This is a genomic window from Paenibacillus rhizolycopersici (assembly GCF_014947195.2).
Classification (GTDB): Bacteria; Bacillota; Bacilli; order Paenibacillales; family Paenibacillaceae; genus Fontibacillus; species Fontibacillus rhizolycopersici.
Window position 1 is genome coordinate 90,838 of sequence record NZ_JADCNN020000009.1, and the last position, 20,166, is coordinate 111,003.

General features: G+C 50.3%; 21 protein-coding genes. 8 read left to right on the forward strand and 13 right to left on the reverse strand.

Translation table 11 applies throughout. The features are described 5' to 3' along the window. Nucleotides 1-90: 90 nt before the first annotated feature. Nucleotides 91-1,176: an AI-2E family transporter gene (locus IM700_RS11865; protein ID WP_193416221.1), complete on the reverse strand. Its 1,086-nt coding sequence runs from the start codon at nucleotides 1,174-1,176 to the stop codon at nucleotides 91-93. Nucleotides 1,177-1,225: 49 nt separating this feature from the next. Further along, on the reverse strand, nucleotides 1,226-1,498 hold the full coding sequence (locus IM700_RS11870) for a hypothetical protein (RefSeq protein ID WP_193416220.1): 273 nt from the start codon (nucleotides 1,496-1,498) through the stop codon (nucleotides 1,226-1,228). A 178-nt stretch (nucleotides 1,499-1,676) separates the two neighbouring features. Here IM700_RS11870 and IM700_RS11875 point away from each other — a divergent pair, with 178 nt between their 5' ends. After that, nucleotides 1,677-2,966 (forward strand): TrkH family potassium uptake protein, encoded by a 1,290-nt coding sequence (locus tag IM700_RS11875; protein WP_193416312.1) that lies wholly within the window; start codon nucleotides 1,677-1,679, stop codon nucleotides 2,964-2,966. Between the two features lie 85 nt (nucleotides 2,967-3,051). Beyond that, a complete protein-coding gene (locus IM700_RS11880; protein ID WP_193416219.1) occupies nucleotides 3,052-4,284 on the forward strand; it encodes an aminopeptidase in 1,233 nt (410 codons plus the stop codon). 72 nt (nucleotides 4,285-4,356) lie between these two features. On the opposite strand, the gene IM700_RS11885 is transcribed toward IM700_RS11880, so the two are convergent. Beyond that, nucleotides 4,357-5,565 (reverse strand): MFS transporter, encoded by a 1,209-nt coding sequence (locus tag IM700_RS11885; protein WP_193416218.1) that lies wholly within the window; start codon nucleotides 5,563-5,565, stop codon nucleotides 4,357-4,359. A 214-nt stretch (nucleotides 5,566-5,779) separates the two neighbouring features. Here IM700_RS11885 and IM700_RS11890 point away from each other — a divergent pair, with 214 nt between their 5' ends. Beyond that, nucleotides 5,780-6,367 (forward strand): RNA polymerase sigma factor, encoded by a 588-nt coding sequence (locus IM700_RS11890; RefSeq protein ID WP_193416217.1) that lies wholly within the window; start codon nucleotides 5,780-5,782, stop codon nucleotides 6,365-6,367. A gap of 25 nt (nucleotides 6,368-6,392) precedes the next feature. On the opposite strand, the gene IM700_RS11895 is transcribed toward IM700_RS11890, so the two are convergent. From IM700_RS11895 to IM700_RS11905, 3 genes are all read right to left on the reverse strand, one after another. Continuing rightward, a complete protein-coding gene (locus IM700_RS11895) occupies nucleotides 6,393-7,673 on the reverse strand; it encodes a hemolysin family protein (protein WP_193416216.1) in 1,281 nt (426 codons plus the stop codon). A 313-nt stretch (nucleotides 7,674-7,986) separates the two neighbouring features. Continuing rightward, nucleotides 7,987-8,433 (reverse strand): spore coat protein GerQ, encoded by a 447-nt coding sequence (gene gerQ, locus IM700_RS11900; protein WP_155605932.1) that lies wholly within the window; start codon nucleotides 8,431-8,433, stop codon nucleotides 7,987-7,989. A gap of 43 nt (nucleotides 8,434-8,476) precedes the next feature. Further along, nucleotides 8,477-8,899: a cell wall hydrolase gene (locus IM700_RS11905; RefSeq protein ID WP_155605931.1), complete on the reverse strand. Its 423-nt coding sequence runs from the start codon at nucleotides 8,897-8,899 to the stop codon at nucleotides 8,477-8,479. 266 nt (nucleotides 8,900-9,165) lie between these two features. On the opposite strand from IM700_RS11905, the gene IM700_RS11910 reads away from it, so the two are divergent. Beyond that, nucleotides 9,166-10,485, forward strand: a complete 1,320-nt coding sequence (locus IM700_RS11910; RefSeq protein ID WP_193416215.1) for an FAD-dependent oxidoreductase — start codon at nucleotides 9,166-9,168, stop codon at nucleotides 10,483-10,485. 151 nt (nucleotides 10,486-10,636) lie between these two features. Here IM700_RS11910 and IM700_RS11915 read toward each other — a convergent pair whose 3' ends face one another. The 4 genes from IM700_RS11915 to IM700_RS11930 form a co-directional block, all read right to left on the reverse strand. Then, entirely contained in the window at nucleotides 10,637-11,056 is a 420-nt protein-coding gene (locus tag IM700_RS11915) for a DUF2500 domain-containing protein (RefSeq protein WP_193416214.1), read from the reverse strand. Between the two features lie 207 nt (nucleotides 11,057-11,263). After that, on the reverse strand, nucleotides 11,264-11,461 hold the full coding sequence (locus IM700_RS11920; protein WP_193416213.1) for a hypothetical protein: 198 nt from the start codon (nucleotides 11,459-11,461) through the stop codon (nucleotides 11,264-11,266). 206 nt (nucleotides 11,462-11,667) lie between these two features. Further along, a complete protein-coding gene (locus IM700_RS11925; protein WP_239483831.1) occupies nucleotides 11,668-12,954 on the reverse strand; it encodes a WD40/YVTN/BNR-like repeat-containing protein in 1,287 nt (428 codons plus the stop codon). A gap of 66 nt (nucleotides 12,955-13,020) precedes the next feature. Beyond that, nucleotides 13,021-13,935 carry a polysaccharide deacetylase family protein gene (locus tag IM700_RS11930; RefSeq protein WP_239483832.1) on the reverse strand — a complete coding sequence of 305 codons (915 nt, stop codon included), beginning with the start codon at nucleotides 13,933-13,935 and terminating at the stop codon, nucleotides 13,021-13,023. Between the two features lie 430 nt (nucleotides 13,936-14,365). On the opposite strand from IM700_RS11930, the gene IM700_RS11935 reads away from it, so the two are divergent. Next, nucleotides 14,366-15,292: an L-lactate dehydrogenase gene (locus IM700_RS11935; protein WP_155605926.1), complete on the forward strand. Its 927-nt coding sequence runs from the start codon at nucleotides 14,366-14,368 to the stop codon at nucleotides 15,290-15,292. Nucleotides 15,293-15,444: 152 nt separating this feature from the next. Here the strand turns inward: IM700_RS11935 and IM700_RS11940 are convergent, their stop codons facing one another. Both IM700_RS11940 and IM700_RS11945 read right to left on the reverse strand, forming a co-directional pair. Next, nucleotides 15,445-16,689 (reverse strand): MFS transporter, encoded by a 1,245-nt coding sequence (locus IM700_RS11940; RefSeq protein ID WP_193416212.1) that lies wholly within the window; start codon nucleotides 16,687-16,689, stop codon nucleotides 15,445-15,447. 18 nt (nucleotides 16,690-16,707) lie between these two features. Next, entirely contained in the window at nucleotides 16,708-17,163 is a 456-nt protein-coding gene (locus tag IM700_RS11945) for a CBS domain-containing protein (RefSeq protein ID WP_155605924.1), read from the reverse strand. A gap of 164 nt (nucleotides 17,164-17,327) precedes the next feature. Here IM700_RS11945 and IM700_RS11950 point away from each other — a divergent pair, with 164 nt between their 5' ends. From IM700_RS11950 to xerS, 3 genes are read left to right on the forward strand one after another with little or no spacing between them, the layout of a single operon-like run. Further along, nucleotides 17,328-17,765 carry a MarR family winged helix-turn-helix transcriptional regulator gene (locus IM700_RS11950; protein ID WP_155605923.1) on the forward strand — a complete coding sequence of 146 codons (438 nt, stop codon included), beginning with the start codon at nucleotides 17,328-17,330 and terminating at the stop codon, nucleotides 17,763-17,765. Between the two features lie 57 nt (nucleotides 17,766-17,822). Continuing rightward, nucleotides 17,823-18,479 carry a spermidine synthase gene (locus IM700_RS11955; protein ID WP_193416211.1) on the forward strand — a complete coding sequence of 219 codons (657 nt, stop codon included), beginning with the start codon at nucleotides 17,823-17,825 and terminating at the stop codon, nucleotides 18,477-18,479. Nucleotides 18,480-18,509: 30 nt separating this feature from the next. Further along, nucleotides 18,510-19,592 carry a tyrosine recombinase XerS gene (gene xerS, locus IM700_RS11960; protein ID WP_193416210.1) on the forward strand — a complete coding sequence of 361 codons (1,083 nt, stop codon included), beginning with the start codon at nucleotides 18,510-18,512 and terminating at the stop codon, nucleotides 19,590-19,592. A gap of 82 nt (nucleotides 19,593-19,674) precedes the next feature. Here xerS and mobB read toward each other — a convergent pair whose 3' ends face one another. Beyond that, the gene (gene mobB, locus IM700_RS11965; RefSeq protein WP_193416209.1) at nucleotides 19,675-20,163 is read right to left on the reverse strand and encodes a molybdopterin-guanine dinucleotide biosynthesis protein B; all 489 of its coding nucleotides are present in this window, start codon (nucleotides 20,161-20,163) and stop codon (nucleotides 19,675-19,677) included. Nucleotides 20,164-20,166 lie beyond the last annotated feature (3 nt).

The window sequence follows — 20,166 nt, forward strand, 5'->3', positions numbered from 1 at the left end:
ACCTATTAGAATAATCATCGCCCAATCACGGGGGCGTGAGATATGATTTTGATCACCTTGGATGTCTTGTTGAAATAAGATTGGCAAAACCTATTCGGTCAGTTCTTCGATTTTCTCGGCAAAATACAGCTTATGCGCCTTGAGTACGATGATCTTCAGCATCATATAGATAGGAATGGCCAAGATCATGCCCAGGATGCCGCCAAAGTCACTGGCCACGAGCAACAAGACGATCGTTGTTAAAGGGTGGATATTGATCGTTTTGCCGTAGATGTACGGGGAGATTAAATTGCCTTCGATTTGCTGCGCCACCACCACGATAAGGATGACCCATACCACCATGGATGGGGAGACGGTAAACGCCACAATGACACAAGGAATCGCTCCGAGCAATGCCCCAAAATACGGGATGAAGTTAAATAGCGCACCAACGACTGCCAGAAGTAACGGGTACGGTAAGCCGATCAGCCAAAACCCAATGAAGCTCATAAAGGCGAGCAGCACGGCGCTAATCATCCGTCCGGCGATAAATCCCTTCAGCATATTGTCAATCTCATGAATGACGCCTGCCCCGTCCCGGCGATATCGAACCGGAAGCATCCGTACCAGTGACGGCGTGACCCGCTCGTCTTCTTTCAACATGTAATAAAGCAGGAGGGGCACCGTACCAACCACAATGACGAAATCATTTAGAAAAGTCACCACGTGCGATAAATAACCGGAGATGGCTTCCATGGCTGAGTTCAGATATTCCGTCACTTTGTTCATCAGCTCCGGACTCGTTTCGTCCGTCACCATTGAGAGATAACGGTTATTGCGGAAGTCGTTCATCTGCGATTGTACGCCGTCGATCAACTTTGGTACGTTGTTCATGAATTCGATGATCTGCTTCTGCAGCGGCGGCCAAACAACGATCAGGAAAATCGTGATCACTCCCGCGAACATCAGATAAATCAGCAGAATCGAAAGCATCCGGTTCAGCTTCTTGCGCTCTAGAAACTGAACGATCGGTCGAAGCAGGTAATAGAGAAATCCGGAAATCGTCAGCGGGACAATCAAAATAGACACAAGCGTTACCAGCGGGTTAAAGATAAAGCTGACCTTGGACAACAAATAGATGATCGTCAATACCAAAATGATCCCCAGCGATGTTCGGTAAAACGGGTGTTGCCACACGGTTTGTTCCTCCTCTCCCTCTCTCCCGGTACGCCGGAAGAGTTACGGATTAAACCTCTGGAAGTGTATCCAGCGCGGCGTCCAATAAGATATCAAACCAATCGTCGTCCTCCTCGAGCCGCGCATCAACCGCAAGGAATTGTTCTTCCACTCCGGGCTCATTCGCATAGTGAAGGCTGTAATCCCAATCCTTCCCCTTTTGGCTAAAAAACGTAATTTCGTAGCTTGCTTTGTGCGAACTGACATCAAAGACGGTTTTGCCTATGTAAGACCCGTCCTCCTCTCGCTTCATTTCTGCGTGAACAATACTCAACTCGGTCATGCATCACAACTCCTTTATCCGGCAATTACTTATATTCATATTGGACAGTCTTCTTGCAATATCGTACCATGTTTTAAGTCAATAGCAATATGCAGAACATGTACGGAGGTGACTTCCCTTGCCGAAACGAAAAAAAACGGCGCTTTCGCCCGCAAAAATATTAACCTTCGGCTTTGCGATGGTAATCACGCTGGGTGCATTTTTGCTATCGCTTGCTCCCGCAACGGCGGAGGGCCATCGGCTTGATCTCATTGATGCGTTTTTTACCGCTACTTCGGCCGCTTGCGTAACCGGACTGGCTGTCGTGGATACCGGCACGCATTTCACCGTGTTCGGACAGATCGTCGTCCTGCTGCTAGTACAGATCGGGGGGCTCGGTTTTACGACGGTAGGCACCTTGATCTCGCTGGCGTTCAACCGCCGGATTTCGCTGCGTGAACGGCTGGTACTGCAGGAATCGCTGAACCATCATCAGATCGGCGGCTTGATGCCGTTGATCCTGCGTGTCATGGCGTATTCCTTAACGATCGAAGCGGCCGGCGCACTGCTGTTGTTCGCCCGGTTCGCCCGCGACATGCCGCTGGGACAAGCGTTGTATTTTGGCGTCTTTCACAGCATTTCGATTTTCAATAACGGCGGCTTCGATTTATTCGGCCGAATTCATGGGCCTTTTAGCGGGTTGGCCGAGTACGCTGGCGACCCGTTCGTCAACCTTGTCGTCATGCTTTTGATTTTCCTTGGCGGGATCGGCTTCATCGTTATTGCCGACCTGCTTGGTTATAAGCAAAACCGGCGATTGTCCCTACATACCAAGGTTGTCCTGACGATGTCCGGCATTCTGACGGTCGTCGGCGCAGTGATCTTATTGTTGATCGAAGCGAATAATCCGCATACCCTGGGTCCAATGAATTGGATGGACCGCATCTTCGCCAGTTTGTTTCATTCCGTCAGCTCCCGGTCCGGCGGAGTCAGCACCGTATCGGTAGTGGATATGGAGCAATCGAGCCAGTTTTTATTGATTTTGCTCATGTTCATCGGTGCGGCCCCCGGATCGACCGGCGGCGGGATCAAAGTCACGGTGTTCGCCATTTTGCTCGGGGCGATCTATGCGATGATGCGCGGTAAGCAGGATATTGTCTTCTTCCGCCAACGTCTACCCAAGGCTTCGATCATAAAGGCAATTACGCAAACATGGCTGGCGATGTTCTTGGTCATTTCCGTCGCCATGGCATTATCCGCGCTCGAGGACGTTACGTTTCTGAACCTGCTCTTTGAGACGACCTCCGCGTTTGCCACCGCCGGTTTGAGCCTCGATGTGACGCCAAAGCTGACTGAGATCAGTAAGGTGCTGCTCTGCGCGGTCATGTTCCTCGGACGGATCGGACCGTTGACGTTGGCTTATGCATTTACCTCGAGGTCCAAGAAGGAATTGCTGAAGTACCCGGAAGGCAAAATTATTATTGGCTGACCCCTTCGACCCGCATTACAAATTCGTTTTGAGATGGTGTATGATAAGACAATAACCTATTTCCAAAGTATGGAGGAGACCGTAAATGTCCGATTTTCAAACGAAACTGGAAAAATATGCAGAACTGGCCGTCAAAATAGGCGTGAACGTACAGCCCGGCCAAAACCTGATCATCAACGCGACCATTGATTGCGCGGAACTCGTCCGTCTCATCGTCAAGCAAGCTTATGAAGCCGGTGCTAGATTCGTCAAAGTCAACTGGAGCGACGATGTGGTTACTCGTCTTCGCTATGATATGGCTGCGGAGGATTCCTTCCTGGATGAACCCAAATGGTATGCCGGCGAAATGCTGGAATTCGTGGAGAGCGGTGCGGCTGTGCTGCACGTGATTTCATCCGATCCCGACTTGTTGAAAGGCGTTTCCACCGAACGTCTCACCAACCATCAGAAAACTTACGGTAAAGCAATGAGCAAATACCGTGAGATGCAAATGTCCGATAAATTCAGCTGGTCGATCGTTGCGGTTCCATCCAAGGTATGGGCGGATAAAGTGTTCCCTAACCTTCCGGAAGAACAACGTGTTCAGGCCTTGTGGGAAGCCATTTTCCGCACGGTTCGCCTGGACCAGCCGGATCCGATCGCCGCTTGGCAGCAGCACATCGACAATTTAACGCAGAAATCCGACTACTTGAACGCAAAGCGCTATAAGAAGCTGCATTATAAAGCTCCAGGAACTGACCTCACGATCGAGTTGCCGGAAGGCCACCTGTGGGTTGCAGCCGAAAGCCTCAACGCGCAGGGAAATACGTTCCTGGCAAATCTGCCGACAGAGGAAGTCTTTACCGCTCCGCACAAAACGGGGGTTAACGGTACAGTAGCTGCTACGAAGCCACTTAGCTACCGGGGCACCATTATTGACCGCTTCTCGTTGACTTTCGAAAACGGGCGTATCGTCGACTATCAAGCTGAAGTTGGCGCCGACGTTCTGAAGCAGCTTGTCGAGTTGGACGAAGGCTCGCATTACCTGGGCGAAGTGGCGCTTGTACCGCACAACTCCCCGATCTCGCAATCAGGCATTCTGTTCTACAATACGTTATTTGACGAGAATGCATCCAACCACCTGGCGATCGGCAATGCCTACGCCTTTAACCTAGACGGCGGGAAATCGATGTCCCAGGACGAACTGTCGCAGCGTGGATTAAATTCCAGCCTGGCGCACGAAGACTTTATGGTCGGATCCGCCGAGATGGATATTTATGGCGTTACCGCGGACGGTACAGAGGAACAGATCTTCGCGAAAGGAAACTGGGCATTCTAACCTGAGAAATTCAAAAAGCGCCCCTGGCAGATCCGTTCTGCCAAGGGGCGCTTTTTAGGATGTAATCCTAATTTAGGATTCGACATTCGCTGATATCATGGATGACGCATGGGCCCGGCTGCGCTGGATCATCACAGCGGCCACACTTAAGAGAACCAGCAACGCTAGGAACCCGGCCAATACCCATGCCGTCGTGTCCGCGCCGCCAATGTCCATCGTCTCTCCCACCAACAGAGGCAACAATGCGCCCCCCACGCCGCCTGAAGCGATCAATAAGCTGGGGGTCGTTTCCTCAGAGCCCGGCAACAGCTTGTTGGCAAAGACGAGCGCGATGGAGAAAAGTCCCGACATAAATAAACCAAACAGAACGATGAAGGTGAACAGCAAAGCCATCCCTCCGCTCCAAGCAAACAGAGCAATGACGATGAAACTGATCAGGCAGCCCAAGGTCACGTAACGGCTATAGGAAATACGTTCCGCGATGACACCGGCAAATAAACGACCGATCGTCATGGCCACCCAGAAAAGAGTCACACTGAACGCAGCGGTTGGCTTAGTGATTCCGAGCTTCTCGATCAATAGAGACGGCAAGAAATTAACGAAGCTCATTTCCGTGCCGACGTATACAAAGAAGAAAACAATAAAGACAACGAGCAGCAGCCCTCGGGTTCCCTGGTACGGTTTCAGCCAATCCCCCTTCTCTGCCGTCTTCACACCTCTAGCTTGAAGGGTCTCTTTAAAATCACCGAAGCGGCCTTTTCCCCAGGCGAACAAGAGGACGAATGCCAGAACCGAGACTAACAGGAAGGTATACCGCCAAGACTCCAATCGAATAAAGGCACCTGCAGCCAGCGGCATCAGGAGTGCCCCGAGTCCGAAGAAGACTTCTAACCTGCTCATCGCCACGGCAGTTCTCTCCGTGAAGGAAGCAATAATGATGGTTCCGATCACCGCTTCTATCATCCCAAATCCAAAGCCGGCTACGGCTCCAACAGCATACATCCATTCCCAAGGCGGAAGCAGCGTATAAACGAACTCCCCCGCACACAACATTCCGGTAGCGATAAGCAAACCATTCAACTTCCCGAGTCTTGCTATCAACAAGGGGGATACCAATACTCCCACAAGGAAGCCGGAAAACTGGGCGAAGATCAACATCCCCCCGTCACCGTAGGTTCTACCGTAATGTTCCAGCAAACTAGGCATCAACGAACCGACCACAACATGCGCCAATCCGATCAGTAGATAAGACCAACATCCCATCCAAAACAAACGCTTCACGAATTCTCTCCTCTCGCCTTACACAGCTGCAGAACACACACTTCCTTTATTGTAATAGATCACTACAGTTACGTCATCTGTAGAAACCTGGCGAAATAGATCGGCATTTTGTAATATTCATGGTAAAACATTCCTTTTATTGTGAATGTAGAGTAAAATTGGGATAGTGGATTGCTAGAATGGGATTAAGGATACGAGATAGAGAGGTAACTTTATGTCCAGTCAGTTACAGTGCTTACTTACCGCTAATTATTTGGAGCTCCCCGAACATGTCCAGGAAGAAGTCTACTACGCCTATTTCGATTTGGTATACGGTACTGTTTATTATAGGGTCAAGGATCATCAAGCAACCGAGGATATTATCCAGGAAGCGTTCCTGATGGTTGTCCTCAAGAAACCGACTTTCGATAATGAAATCAGCTTACGCGCATGGTTAAGGACGGTCTCACGGAATATGGCCATCACCTACTTGCGTAAAAATCGGAAACACGACAATTCCGTTGACACAGATTGTGCACTACAGGAGATCGCCGCCACGGCATGGCCGGAGGACTCTGTCGAGGGGTGCGTGGAAACCAAGCTGCTGGAAGAAGCCATCAGTTCGTATTTACATCATATTAAACCAGAATACCGCATGCTGCTCGAATATCGCTGGAAGCAAGGCCTTAGTTATAAAGAAATAGCCGATCGAATGGGGTTATGCGAGAATCTCGTCCGTCAACGGTTATTTCGTACCCGGGAAGGGATTAGAAAAATGCTGAATACGGAATGGGAAGAACAAAAACCGGATGCCTCGATCTAATAGAGACATCCGGTTCTATTTGCTTTTATGCGCCGGCTTCTTCCAACGGCAACAGCTGTTGGCGTATGAGCTTCACGCGAGAGATTCGCTTGTTGTCGGTTTCCTCCACCACGTACGTATATTCGCCGTATTCCACCGTTTGCCCCACCTGCGGTGGCAGGATATCGATCCGTGAATACAGCCAGCCGCCTATGGTATCATAATCGTCGGAATCCAGCTCCAGACCGAATCGGTCATTAATCGACTCAATCAACATCAACCCATCGATCGAATACTCATGGGTATCCGACTGTTCGATGCCAGGACGTTCCTCGTCGAACTCATCCTGAATTTCGCCGACGATTTCCTCGACGATGTCCTCCAACGTGACCATACCGGAGGTTCCGCCGTATTCGTCGATTAAAATGGCGATTTGCGTTCTCCCCCGCTGCATCCGTTTCATCAAATCGCTGATCGGGATGGATTCCGGCACAGCCATGATCGGACGAATCAAATCGCGAAGATTGCGGGTTTGAGAGCGTATCAAATCCTTAATATGAATAAATCCGATGATATGGTCTTTGTCCTGATTGCATACGGGATAACGGGTTCTTGTGCCTTCCAGGGCGATTTCCAGGTTTTCTTCCAGCGAATGCTGAGTATACAAACAAATCATTTCGGTCCGGGGAATCATGATTTCCCGGGCGGTGGTATCCGCAAACTCAAAAATGTTATCCACTAACGACATTTCCGTGCTGTCGATCAATCCGCTTTCGCTGCTCTCTTTCATCATCACTCGAATTTCTTCCTCTGTATGCAACGAGTCCTGCTCCGACACCGGCGCGATGCCGAACAATCGCAAGAGACCGGCGGACAATCCGTTTAACAGCCAGATGAACGGGTACATCAGACGGTAAAATATTCGCATCGGCCAGGCGAACCATAACGTAATGGCCTCAGCCTTGCGGACGGCGATCGTTTTCGGGGCTAGCTCCCCCAACACGATATGAAGAATAGCGATAAGAATAAACGAAACCGCTAACGAAACGATAAACCCTGGCCTATCACCCAAACCCATCATTTCAAACAGCGGCCCAAGCATGCGGGATACCACCGGTTCTCCTAGCCAGCCGAGCCCAAGCGAACTGAGGGTAATCCCTACCTGGCAAGCCGACAAATACCCCTCTAATCGGCCTAACTGTTCTTTAGCGATCCTTGCATTCCTTCGCCCCTCATCGGCTAAAGCCTCGATCCGGGAGCTCTTCACTTTCACGATGGCAAATTCGGCCGATACGAAAAAACCGTTTAGCAACACCAATAACACCATGAATCCTACAGAATAAAGACTCGGTAAAGGGTCACCCAATACGTTTCCTATTCCCGCCGGTTTGGCGACGAATAGGTGCACCTCCTTCGTGGATTAAAATCATCGAACTTCCATTGCTTTTCATATGAGAACTGCAGCGTTAATTTCCCAAGGGATCCATCTCCTTTTGCCATGCAATTGCATCCTGTATGATGAATTCTTCTTAATTATATTATTATACACTACACAGTCAAACGCTGCGGTATTCCTGACGAACAGGCGTGGCAGGCTTGAAAAATAAAAAAAGGCCCCTCTTGGAAGGGGCTTAAGAATTTTATCGTCTGGTCGGCGGCGGCGAACCGATTACGCCGGGATATTGATAGACGAGCGGCTCGTCGAACGTCGCATAGTCAAAATTAACCATCAGCATGACCGTCCGCACGCCGGTAACCGGATCACTGATGATGATATGATCGCGACCGGCGGCTTCCAGCACGCCTTTGAAAACCTTCGCGTTCCACTCGCTGTTGTTCTCGTATGTCATGTAGAATGTGCCGATTTTGCCTAAATTCAGACGGAAAATGTTCTCGATGTACGATTGCTCATAGTTCTGAATCGGCATGGGCATGACAGTGCCCCCGGGCGTCATCGGGCTTCCGCTAGGCACTTGCGGCGGCATTGCCCCTCCCGTTTGCTGCGGATATCCGCCTAATCCAGGCATTGTCGGATAAGTACCATGGCCTGCGGGATAAGCTGCCGGCCGAAATTGCTGAGTAAACATGCAATTCATTCCTCCTCATGATTGGTCAAACGAAAGGTTGAATTTAATAAACGGAAGGGCAGTCTTCCACGGATGGAGAAAAGAAACAGTGCGCTTTAAACCGGCCGGTGTTCTGCTGATTATACCAGGTTGCCGGGCAATCTCCCGCAGGCCGGAAAAACCACAAGGCGTTGGATGCTGGCCAAATCCGTTCACCATTGATGACGCGCTGTGCCAATCGAATATCGCGGTCGCGAGCCCTTTGGTAGAAATAGCCCTTCACCGTAGCTTCGAATCCGCCAGGATTTTGAAACACCATTCGGTTCATGTCACGGATATCCTGAAAATCAAGGCAGTTGCCCAAGATCCGGTTCACGCCGACATTGCCGACCATCAGCATGCCCTGCTCGCCTTCCCCTTCCGCTTCCGCGCGCATCAGGCGCGCCAGCAGTCTAACATCTTCGGAGTTTGCTTTAATGACGGCCAATTTGGCTCCCCCTCCCTCTCTGCTGAACGATATATCCTATGTGCATCCGCCTATCTTGGTGCTTAGCACTGGAAAAAATTCGGTGTCAAGTACCCGACTAACCACCTGCATGTGAATACGGTTACAATATTGAACATTTCGTGACTATTTCTATGGACGCGCTTACACGAATAGCATATACTGTAGATGAATAACGTTTATTTATACGTTTTTGCTGGTTTCGTTATAAAACGGTTGCTTCATTTTACCTTTTAGGAGGTTACCTCATGAGAATCGCGATTATTGGCGGCGGTCTGGCCGGGCTTACGGCTGCTGCATACCTGTCGGACAGTGACACGTCCGGAACAGTGTTTGAACGGAGCCCGCAGCTCGGCGGACGGGCCTTCACTTATGAAAAATCGGGATTTACTCTGAACTACGGAGCACACGCAGTATACGGCATCGACAGACATACGCTCCATTCCATGGAAGAAGAGCTGCATTTGAAATTCCAGAGCAAACAGGTGGATAAGCGTAAAGTGGTGTACGCCAAACACGGGCATTTAACCCCTGCCCCGCTCGATTTCGTCAACATTATGAAAACGGATGTACTAACGCCAAGGGAGAAAGTCCGCTTCGTCGCCGAAATCGCCGCTGTGATCGGTAACATCCATCATTTGAAACAGCATCGGACTCTCGGCGATTACTTGGACCACTCGCACGCTTCGGCGGACGTCAAAGAATTGTGGGAACATCTCGTATGTTCCAACTTCTTCATTACCCCGGAGGAAGCGCGCAAAGTGTCCGGCGAGGTTATCGCCGAATACTATCACAACCTATTCCTCTCCGGCCGACCGGTTAGCTACATTCTTGGCAGTTGGGCGACGATTACCGATCAACTGATCGATAAAATTGGCGCCAACGACGCTTGGGACATCGCCGTCAAGGAACCGGTCGAATCGATTACGATGGAAGACGGTAAATTCGTGTTAAATACGAAGACCCGGCAACAACTCGTATACGATCAAGTGATCTTCGCAATGCCGGTCCAACAAGTGACCAAACTGCTGGAAGACACACCTTGGGCAAGTACTCTGGATCCCTACAAGAATAACACTTCGACCGAAGTGCTCGTTTACGATGTTGGATTTACCAAAGTTGTAGCCCGTCCATTCCACTATATCAGCGATATGGATCATAAAATATTCATCAGCGATGTCTCTGCCACCGACTATACCGTGGCCCCCGTGCATGGACAGTTACTGCAGGGGATTGCTTACTTGAACGATGACTTCACGGACGAGGAGCAGAAGAAGCAATACCTGGAGCAGAAGACCCAGCAAATGGAAGCGTTGTTTGATACGTACTATCCAAACTGGCGCGAGTTTGTGGAAGTGAAGCGGGTGTCCAAGAAAGCGATGGTCGCCAGCGTCAAGAATATTCACACCAACAAGCTGCTGCCGAATCGTTTAGCTGGCGTACCTCTCTTCTTCTGTGGAGACGGCTGCGAAGGCAAAGGCGAGTTAGCCGAGCGTGCCTTCTCCAGTGGCCGCGCTGTCGCTCAATCGATTCTGGAGCAAGCGCAAACCAAGGCCTTATCCTATTAAAGAGGTTATACAAACAAAAACAGAAGCGTATTCGCAAGAGTCGACGAAGAGGTCTGACTATCCGTTACGCTTCTGTTTTTTGTAGTTCGATCGGTTTCAACCTTACCCTGCCTGCCTTTCTTGTCATTTTGACGGATCTTCGATCCTTGACTTACCCGGAGCTATGCGACTTCCGGTATTCTTGCATCTCGGTCCGGTAGGTTCGACCAACCCGCTCGAAGCCGTGGTAACGGCGGCCCTGAAACGTCAGCTTTCCTTCGTCTCCTTCCGCACATTGCCCGTATTCCGTCCCGGATACGGCAAACTCCAAGCGGTCGCCGCTTTCGACCTCGAAGGTCACATAATACTTCGTGTCGGACCGATTCACCGAGGTGTCGGTGTCATGGCGATGGCTAACCTCGGTCCGCTTGCTGACGATGACGGACTGGACGCTAAGCACCGGTTGCCGGTTGTTTCCAATGGTGCGAAGAAGCCCTCTAGCTGCCATAGCTGCCAGAATCCCGATGATCACCACAAACAGGATCGGCAACGCCGTTTCCACTACGCCAAACATTTCCGTCCAAGACTGCATCACGTTTTCCCTCCTTCAAGAGGTTGCTCCGTACCCGCTGTTCTCCCCTTTCCCCCTAAGTATATGCCGATGCGAAATAAAACTTGTTATTCAACGTGTCCAGAAAATATGCCACTCTTGTCCAAGATATCCCTAGAAAAACCAAAAACCCCCGATTCGCACTTGCGAACCGGAGGTTAATTGGGTACCAAATCGGATGGATCAGAATTATGCATAGTACTCGAACAACAGTTGACGGGTTTCTTCGGCGCCATCAGCTTCCATTTCGAACGCCTCGTCAAGCCCTTTCTCTGCCCAGCAAGCTTTACACTGTTCTTCGGTCGTGCACAGGTGAGCGTCGTCGCAGTTGTAGCAAAACTGAAGGTAGTTGCGAGTTACTGTTTCCTTTTGAGCTATCGTTTTCATTAGGGTTCCACTCCTATCGTATTGGGGAGCTTTGGCTCCGTTTTGTTTCCCTTTTGTTGTTGATCTTTCTTACAAGTTAAATATATCACAAAGTCTAAGGAGCGCACGTGATAAATTTCACAATATGATGAACGTCACTATATTTCTTTGTTTCTGCGCGTAAAAAAGCACGACACCTCGTGCCGTGCTTGATATTATCGTTGAACCTACAACACCTGCCAGCTCCGTCCCCCGTCTTTCGTTTGCATAAGCAGTGAGCGTTGTTGATCCTCTTTGGCAACCAGCAGCCATCCCACGCGGGAGGTAAAGAACTGAAGCTTCACGATTACGGGGTAACCTTTTAGCGTCTCGATCAGTTTCTCATTATCCGGCAGCGGCTCCCAGCTCGTCCCTTGATCCGACGTATAATAGACCGTTGAATCGAGTATCGTCCAGCCTTCGTTTCGGGTCAAGAAGGTTGGGGTCAGCTTCTCGTTTAATCCAGTCTGCCAAGACAATTTGAACTGCGCTAACTTCCATGTGTCACCGGCATCTTCGGTGAAATAACCATTGAATTTCGTAGAATTTCCACGGCTGCAGCCAACGGGAATCCACCCCTCTTTGGTACTGCCCGAGAAGAAGGATACATTTCCGATCGTAAAGCTGTCGCAGGTTTTATACTTGTCCAAGCTGAAGAACTGTTTGTTTTGCGTCCAAGTCAATCCGCCGTTTTGTGTCATGTACAGCGTCGGAAGCCCATCCATCTTCTCACTAACAAACCCCCGGAGTGGACTCGTAAAAGCCATGGATGGATCCGTGCCTAAGGTTCCTGCAGGGTGATCTGAGGACAGAAGGCTCACAGGGTCGGTTCCCCCGAGCAAAGCTTCAAAGGATTGGGCTCCATCATCTGTGGCATAGAGTGACTTTTGGCCTCCCTCCCTAGGGGACCCTTCGGATAAGATCCATCCATTGGCCGAGTCAGCGAATACCATCGCCTTCACCTCCCCGGTTCCGGGGAACGAAGTGACCTTCCAGGTCACTCCGCCGTCCGTCGTACGCAGGACAATCGTATCTCCGGAACCCGCAGGATTACGAACGATAAAACCATGATCCGGATCAAGAAAAAAGATATCTTTACCATACTCGGGCGTGGTTGAAAACGGCACGGATGCGGCGGGAGAAATATTGGTCCACGTTTTGCCGTTGTCTTCCGTAATGTAGAGCCGAAGCTCGTTTCGCGTGTTCCCCCAGGCTAACCCCGTCGTAGCGCTGAGCAACTGAAAGTCGGTTAGACGGGTCTGAATTTGGTAGCGGTTGTTTTTGTTCTCCGCCGAAGTGGCGGCGGGATTTCCCTGGTTTTCGGAAGATTCCGGATTGATCACCGTAATTGTCTGCCCTTCCTCGGAAGGATCGTCTTGAACAGGAGCGGCAGCCGGAGGCATCTCAGACGTGCAAGCCGTCAGAAGCAGGACCAACACCAGGGCGGTTCCGGTCAACTTGTGCCACAAGCTCAACCCGAACCACCTCGCTTTCTGCATAATCTAGTTCGTCTCTCATTATACCATAGGCGCTTTCCGCCGTTATAGACGCGGATCGTTCCCGAAGTTGACCGTGACATGCTGATCAGGTTTGTACACGGCAAAGGCATAGCCCTTGCTTTGCAGGTATTCGATAATTTGCGGTAGAACCTTTACGGTTTGCGCTTTCTCATGCAGGAGAATCACTTCTGTGTTGCGGTGCGTTTGACGCTTCACTTCTTTGAGGATCGAACTGGGGCTATCCGGATATTTCCAATCCTTAGAATCAACCGTCCAATCCCACATTTTAAACCCGGCTTTAGCGATGTCGCCGCGGAATTTCTCACCGATTTCCGGCTTGCTGCCATAGGGAGCGCGAATCAGCTTCGGCGTAGTTCCGGTCAGCTTCTCAAACAACTGCTGTTCTTTCGTAAATTCCTCCACGAAATGAGCAGATCCATTCCCGTCGTACAATTTCTTCTTGTTGTGCGTCATGCTATGTAGACCAATATAATGACCAGCCTCCAGCGTCTGATTAACGGCCTCTTTATGGCTGCTGAGTTGATTTCCGATCATGAAGAACGTACCGTGGATCTGATAACGCTCCAAAATATCAAGCAGCGGCTCCGTGTATTTGCTAGGTCCGTCATCAAAGGTCAGATAGATGACTTTCTGCTTCTCTGTGGTTTTAGGTTTTTTGTCGGGTACCGCCGGAGGTTTCGTCTCGACCGTTGGCTGAACGGGAGGCGTTGGCTTGTCTTCTACCGGTGTTACAACGGGTTCTACAGCAGGCTGAGAAGGCTCCGATCCAGACGGCGCTATGCTCTGCTCTTTCTCCCCCTCTTCTGCAGCCGCCAATTTCGCCGGTATAACCACGCGGGTAGGCTTCTGAAACGGGAGCGATTCATGTAACAGCGGGGCGACCGCCATCGCAGTCAGTGCCAAAGATGACGCTGCCAGGACGATCGCTGCTGTCATCACGAGCTTCACCGGTCGTGTTGAACCAGAACGTGCGGTGCGCTCTCCATGTTTTTCACTTCGTCTTCCGTAAGGCGACATATCGTTCACCGGTTTCCTCTCTCTTTTTCTAATTACTAGAATAATATAAAGCGAGAGTTTCGTCCTTACAGAATCGTTAATCGTTGGTTACAAAGTGATAACATGTTTTGGATAATGATATTTAGTTTACATAATATTTATTATGTTGTTTTTCTATTAAAACTGAATATTCCACATTTTACTTTAAATTTTGAGCTTATTTCAGGTACAATGGAATTTGGGCGAACTACATATCGCGCTTTCTCCTTGAAAGCGACGAAGCGACCTGAACACATGCAAAACAACAGGTTAAGAATGCAAGCCTTGGCGCAAGCTAAGGTTTGGAGAATACGACGAGGAGATGAAAAAAATGAAAAACAAATTGCGTTCCAGCCGGGTTGTTATCATCGGCACGGGGGCGGTTGGCGCAACAACCGCTTATACGCTGCTCTTAAGAGAACGGATTTCCGAGTTGGTGCTGATCGATGCCAATAAAGAAAAGGCACTTGGCGAAGCGCTCGACATGAATCACGGTCTTCCCTTTACCGGCGGGGTAAAGCTTTGGGCCGGTGATTACAGCGATTGCGCCGATGCCGACGTTATCGTGATCGCTGCAGGTGCTTCCCAACGTCCTGGGGAGACCCGAATCGATTTGCTGAAGCGGAATGCCGGCATTTTCGATAACATTATTCAGAATATCGTTAAATATAATGACCACGGGATAATCCTTGTGGCCACGAACCCGGTTGACATTTTATCTTATGTCACCTTGAAGAAGAGCGGATTCCCGTCCAATCGCGTGATCGGTTCCGGGACCCTGCTTGACAGCGCACGTTTCCGTTATTTGATCGGTCAAAATAAGAAGATTAACCCGCGCAGCATCCATGCGCATATTATCGGCGAACACGGGGACTCGGAGCTTCCGCTTTGGAGCTTGGCCAACGTTGCGGGGATTGGTTTGGAATTCTCCGAAGAAGATCGTAAGGAGATTTTCAACAGCACGAAAAATGCCGCATACGAGATCATTAACGCCAAAGGCGCCACGTCGTACGCGATTGCGCTTGCGCTGGACCGGATCATCGTCTCCATCCTGCAGAACGAAGCGTCCGTGCTGAACGTTTCGACGCTGCTGACCGATTACAACGGGGTATCCGACGTTTACCTCGGAGTGCCGAGTATTGTGGACCGCTCCGGCGTTCGCGAAGTGCTGGACTTGAAGCTGAGCAATGAAGAGTTGACCCAATTCCACGCCTCTGCGAATAAACTCAAATCGGAGATCGCTAACCTGGATTTGTAATAACAACATCCCTTATATTCATCGAAAGCGTAAAATAAAAAAGCGTCCGGTCTGCTGCGGGTATGCGGCACCGGACGTTTTTTTGCCCAATCAATTCACGTGATGAACTAACGTTAATTTATGCTATTAATTACATCTGCTATCGTCCTCAATTAATGCCCCGAGCGAACCTCATCAACATGTTTGACATGCTTATGATTGATGGCAATGAACAGCACGGCAAGCAGTACGAAACCGGCGCCTACGAGAAACGGGACATGTGGGTTAAACCACTCGGCTAGTTTACCGGCCAAAAACGGAGCCACCGCCCCGCCCAAAAACCGCAGGAAGCTGTAGGCGGCCGAAGCCGTGGAGCGCTCGACTGGCGCGGCGTTCATCACCGCCGTAGTAATCAGCGTATTGTTGTTTCCAAGCAGTGCCCCTGCGGCAATGACGGCGGCGATAATCACCCATTGGGTATCTGTCCAAATTCCCATGGCCAGCAGCATGATAGCAAACAGAAACAGCATGGCCCCCATCGATTTTACTGTACCGAATTTTTCTTGCAGCTTAGGCGCTGTCACTACAGAGGTAATTGCCAACAAAATGCCCCACGCTAGGAACACGTAACCCAAACCATGTTCATCCAGTCCCATCACAAACGGAGCATAAGCCATTAGTGTAAAGAAACCGATGTTATAGAAGCAGGCGGTTAATCCCAACACAACCAGGGAACGGTAGCGCATGGCCCGGAATGGAGCCATTATGGAAGTGCGCGTTGCTTTTGAGTCGGCCTTTTCGGATGATTTAGGCATGAGGATGCTGAGACCAACGAATGCGATAACCATAAGCGAGGCTACACCAAGAAACGGCCCGCGCCAGGAGATAGCTCCCAGCCAGCCGCCGACGAGCGGGCCGACCGAGATGCCGAGGCCAACCGCGGCTTCGTAGAGAATAACCGCTTTGGCGGTCCCGCTGCCGGATAACGTAACGATGGCCGACAAGGCCGTAGCGACGAACAAAGCGTTGCCGAGGCCCCAACCTCCGCGCAGACCGATAATCGTCCACACGTCGTCGGCCATTCCGCCCAGCGCGGAGAACACCGCGATCACAACGATGCCGGCAAGCAACGTCCACTTGATGCCGATCCGGGAGGAGATCGCCCCGGTAATCAACATGGCAACCGCCATCACCGCATTATAGCTGGTGAACAGCAAGGTTACTTCGCTGGGCGAAGCGTTCAGACTGGCCGCGATGGCCGGCAGGATCGGGTCTACCAACCCCAAGCCCATAAAGGCGATAATCGAGGCAAAAAAAACAGCCCAAACGGCTTTGGGTTGTTTTAATAGACTCTTATTTTCGAGTTCTAAACGTTCGGTAGTTTCAGATAACACTGCTGTTTTTGACGATGATGACATAAAGACTCCTTCCCCGGGTTATAAGAAAGATTTAAAGGAATGCCTGATCACATCTCCCCGGCTGATAATTCCGACAAGCACCCCGTTGCGTTCGACTGGGAGCTTCTTAATCTGCTTCTTCCCTAGAATCGCCGCAATGTTCTCAATTTCTTCATCCCATGAAACGGTATATACTTTCTTCTTGCCGATTTCTTTGACGTTGAGGTCAAGCAACCGCTGTGCGCGCTGTTCAAAATCCTCCTGGTCGCCTTTAAATACAGCGACATAATAAATCGAATCCACCACGACGTCGCGGTGTTTGCCGATGTACCGCATAATATCGCCGTCACTGATGTAGGAGACGATCTCATTCCGTTCGTTGACCACCGGAAGCCCGCTGATGCGATATTCCATGAATCTTTCGATGACGGAGCGAACCGTATCGGTCTCCTTGACTTTGTAAACTTGCTTAATCATGATCTCATGCGCTTGCATGGAATATCCCCCTCATATAATTGTATTATACAACTACACAAATTGTTGTCAATTGCTCGACCTTCGTAAAAGCGCTTCCCTCTACTCGAGGCCTGCATTCATTTAATTTCATGTCCATTCTATGATACGATAAACTTATCCTATTTGCCTGTGAGGTATTTGAAATGATCGATGAAAAATCGCTTGAAACCATCGAATTAGAGATGGCTGTATTATACCGACGGATAACTACAGCAACGGCTTCCGGAAAATACGGTAATTTAGACCGTTCCGCCTACCTGCTGCTGCATCGCATTGGCGCTCACGGCGCGGTGGGTGTCAAATCATTGGCCGACGAGTATCAGCTGGACATTTCAACCGTCAGCCGTCAAACGGCTGCGCTCGAGCAAAAAGGTTATGTGCGGCGAATTCCGGATCCGGCGGATCGACGCGCTTTTTTCTTGGAGATTACAGAGCTGGGCGCTGAAGAGTATGCCGTTTATAAAGAAGGTCGGTTAACGCGTATTCGCGAGCTTCTCTCGGATTGGGCGGAGGAAGAAACGGAAATCTTTGCCGCTTTGCTGCAAAAATTCAATCATGCTCTGCTGAATTCAAAATCCTGATATGGTCCAATTAGTTTACATAATATATATTATGGTAATCAAATGGAGGTAATCCTGATGAATGATATCGATATGCCGCTTGAAATCATTGAAAATGCCGTAACGCCTAGAGGCGAAATCCAGTTGCAACGGCGCGGCGAGGCGTTCGAAATCATCAGCAACGGCACCTTTCTGATGGCTACGTATAACGGCGAGTCGGAGCGCCTGCTAGTCCGCCGTGCGCTGGAGTTGGTCCCTTCGCCCGATAAGGTGCTGATCGGCGGCTTAGGCGTCGGTTTTTCGCTGCAGGAAGCGCTTCTCGACCCCCGCGTGAAGGAAGCGACCGTTGTGGAGATCGAAGCCAAAGTGATCGATTGGAACCGCTCTGTCTTGGCTCATGTCAATGGTCATGCTCTCGAGCAAACGAGAACACGGTTGATCCATGCGGATTTGGTTGCCTGGATTCGCGAAACGGCGGAATCGTTCGATTTGATCTGCCTTGACATCGACAACGGACCGGATTGGAAAGTGTTTGACGGCAACGCCTCCCTGTACGATGCGGCCGGTCTTGCGGCCCTACGAAACCGGCTGCGGCCTGACGGGTGCTTGTCGTTTTGGAGTGCGACCCCCTCGCCTGATTTCGTCCTGCGGTTGAGGGAAGTATTCGGGAACGTGGAGATCCGCGAAGTCCCGCAAACCCACGGCGAGCCGGATTACATTTTTTACGTACGATAACGGAAACTAGAAATCTCAGGAGGGACCAACATGAATATTCAGAAAATCATCGATCGCCGAAGGTTGGACGAGAAGGTCGTTCAGATGCCCTGGTTCGTGCAGAAGTTTATCGACTATAAGCTGCCGGACCTCTCCCCCTCCACCTTGCTCGAATATGTGCGCGACTATGAGCAGTTTTTCGGATGGCTGCGTGCGGAGGGATTATCGGCGGCGGCGGCGAACGGCCAAATCACGCTCCTGGATCTAGAGACGCTGCACATGGAGAGCATCGTCGGTTACCGGTTGCACTTGACTACGCGAACGGAGAGCACGAACTCCAAAATTACCGTTTCGCGAAAAATGTCGTCCTTGCGCTCGCTTTTTCATTATCTAAGCCAAATCGCCGAGGATGAAAACTTTTATCCGCTGTTGAAACGAAATATCATGGCCAAGGTGGAAATTAAACGCATTCATAAACCGAAGGATACGGCAGCCAAGCTCAAGGGCAAAATTCTGGAAGAAGACGAACTGACCGAATTCATCGCCTACATTGCCGAGGGATACGGCCACGATGTTGCGGATAACAAGCAGGCGTTGTATGCCTATGGGCTGAATAAAGAACGGGACGCCTGTATCGCGAGCCTGATTCTCAACTCCGGATTACGCGTCTCCGAGGTCGTAAACCTGAACGTGGATGACTTGGATCTTACGAATAAGCTCATTTACGTCTATCGAAAAGGCAATAACGACGAGTCATTCAAAACGCCCGTTTATTTTCGGGAACAATCCAAGGATGATTTGGCCGGCTATATGATGCTTCGCCAGACACGGTATCAAACCCCTAAACGGGAAAAGGCGTTATTCGTGGCCATTCCGAACGGTCATAAAGAAGGGAAACGAATGACCAAGCGCGCCATTCAAGCGATGATCATCAAGTACGCTAAACGGTTCGGCAAGCCGTATTTGACGGTCCATAAGCTGCGGCATTCCTTCGCCACCGACTATTATTTACAGAACGATATTTACAAGACCAAAGAGCAGCTCGGCCACGCTTCAACGGAGACGACAGAGGTATATGCTCACCTCACTGACAAAACGATGTCCGAGGCGATTGAGCGTCGCGCCAGCAATTAATTGTCCATGGACACACTTCGCTTTTATGAAAAGAGGACTTCCCTGCAGTTTATGCGGGAAAGTCCTCTTTGCGTCCAAACATCTACAACCAGTTTTGCCGGATATATTCGGCGATTTGCGCGATCTCGTCGCGTTGGAACCGGCGTGGATCCGCCTCGTTGACGGGAAAGTCCGCTTCTTTCTGAACAATGGCGCAAACCTGTTTCAATTCATGGATTAACGGCTCGTCTTCCGTGGAGCGCAGCAGCACCATTTTCGGATACGTTTCCTGCTTGAAGCCTTCCACCAAGATCAGATCATAGCCGGCGAAATGATTGATGAGCTCGGAAAGCGGCGTTTCTCGCTCTTCGAAAATCGCTGTTCGCCAAGGCGAAGTAATCGCTGCTGCTGCAGCACCGGCCTCCCGATGGCGAAATGAATCCGTGCCTTCCCGATCGGCATCAAACCCGTGCAAGTCATGCTTGATCACGGCTACGCGAAGATTCATGCCATTAAATAACTTTGCCAATCGAGTGATTAACGTCGTTTTCCCGCTATTTTTATAACCGACGATTTGTAAAACCGGTGCCACGCC

Excerpts from the sequence above, each read along its gene's own strand:
- IM700_RS11870 (WP_193416220.1), bottom strand. The coding sequence starts at position 1,498 with ATGACCGAGTTGAGTATTGTTCACGCAGAAATGAAGCGAGAGGAGGAC.
- IM700_RS11875 (WP_193416312.1), top strand. The coding sequence starts at position 1,677 with ATGGTAATCACGCTGGGTGCATTTTTGCTATCGCTTGCTCCCGCAACG.
- IM700_RS11880 (WP_193416219.1), top strand. The coding sequence starts at position 3,052 with ATGTCCGATTTTCAAACGAAACTGGAAAAATATGCAGAACTGGCCGTC.
- IM700_RS11890 (WP_193416217.1), top strand. The coding sequence starts at position 5,780 with ATGTCCAGTCAGTTACAGTGCTTACTTACCGCTAATTATTTGGAGCTC.
- IM700_RS11895 (WP_193416216.1), bottom strand. The coding sequence starts at position 7,673 with ATGGTGTTATTGGTGTTGCTAAACGGTTTTTTCGTATCGGCCGAATTT.
- gerQ (WP_155605932.1), bottom strand. The coding sequence starts at position 8,433 with ATGTTTACTCAGCAATTTCGGCCGGCAGCTTATCCCGCAGGCCATGGT.
- IM700_RS11910 (WP_193416215.1), top strand. The coding sequence starts at position 9,166 with ATGAGAATCGCGATTATTGGCGGCGGTCTGGCCGGGCTTACGGCTGCT.
- IM700_RS11915 (WP_193416214.1), bottom strand. The coding sequence starts at position 11,056 with ATGCAGTCTTGGACGGAAATGTTTGGCGTAGTGGAAACGGCGTTGCCG.
- IM700_RS11920 (WP_193416213.1), bottom strand. The coding sequence starts at position 11,461 with ATGAAAACGATAGCTCAAAAGGAAACAGTAACTCGCAACTACCTTCAG.
- IM700_RS11930 (WP_239483832.1), bottom strand. The coding sequence starts at position 13,935 with ATGACAGCAGCGATCGTCCTGGCAGCGTCATCTTTGGCACTGACTGCG.
- IM700_RS11935 (WP_155605926.1), top strand. The coding sequence starts at position 14,366 with ATGAAAAACAAATTGCGTTCCAGCCGGGTTGTTATCATCGGCACGGGG.
- IM700_RS11940 (WP_193416212.1), bottom strand. The coding sequence starts at position 16,689 with ATGTCATCATCGTCAAAAACAGCAGTGTTATCTGAAACTACCGAACGT.
- IM700_RS11945 (WP_155605924.1), bottom strand. The coding sequence starts at position 17,163 with ATGCAAGCGCATGAGATCATGATTAAGCAAGTTTACAAAGTCAAGGAG.
- IM700_RS11950 (WP_155605923.1), top strand. The coding sequence starts at position 17,328 with ATGATCGATGAAAAATCGCTTGAAACCATCGAATTAGAGATGGCTGTA.
- IM700_RS11955 (WP_193416211.1), top strand. The coding sequence starts at position 17,823 with ATGAATGATATCGATATGCCGCTTGAAATCATTGAAAATGCCGTAACG.
- xerS (WP_193416210.1), top strand. The coding sequence starts at position 18,510 with ATGAATATTCAGAAAATCATCGATCGCCGAAGGTTGGACGAGAAGGTC.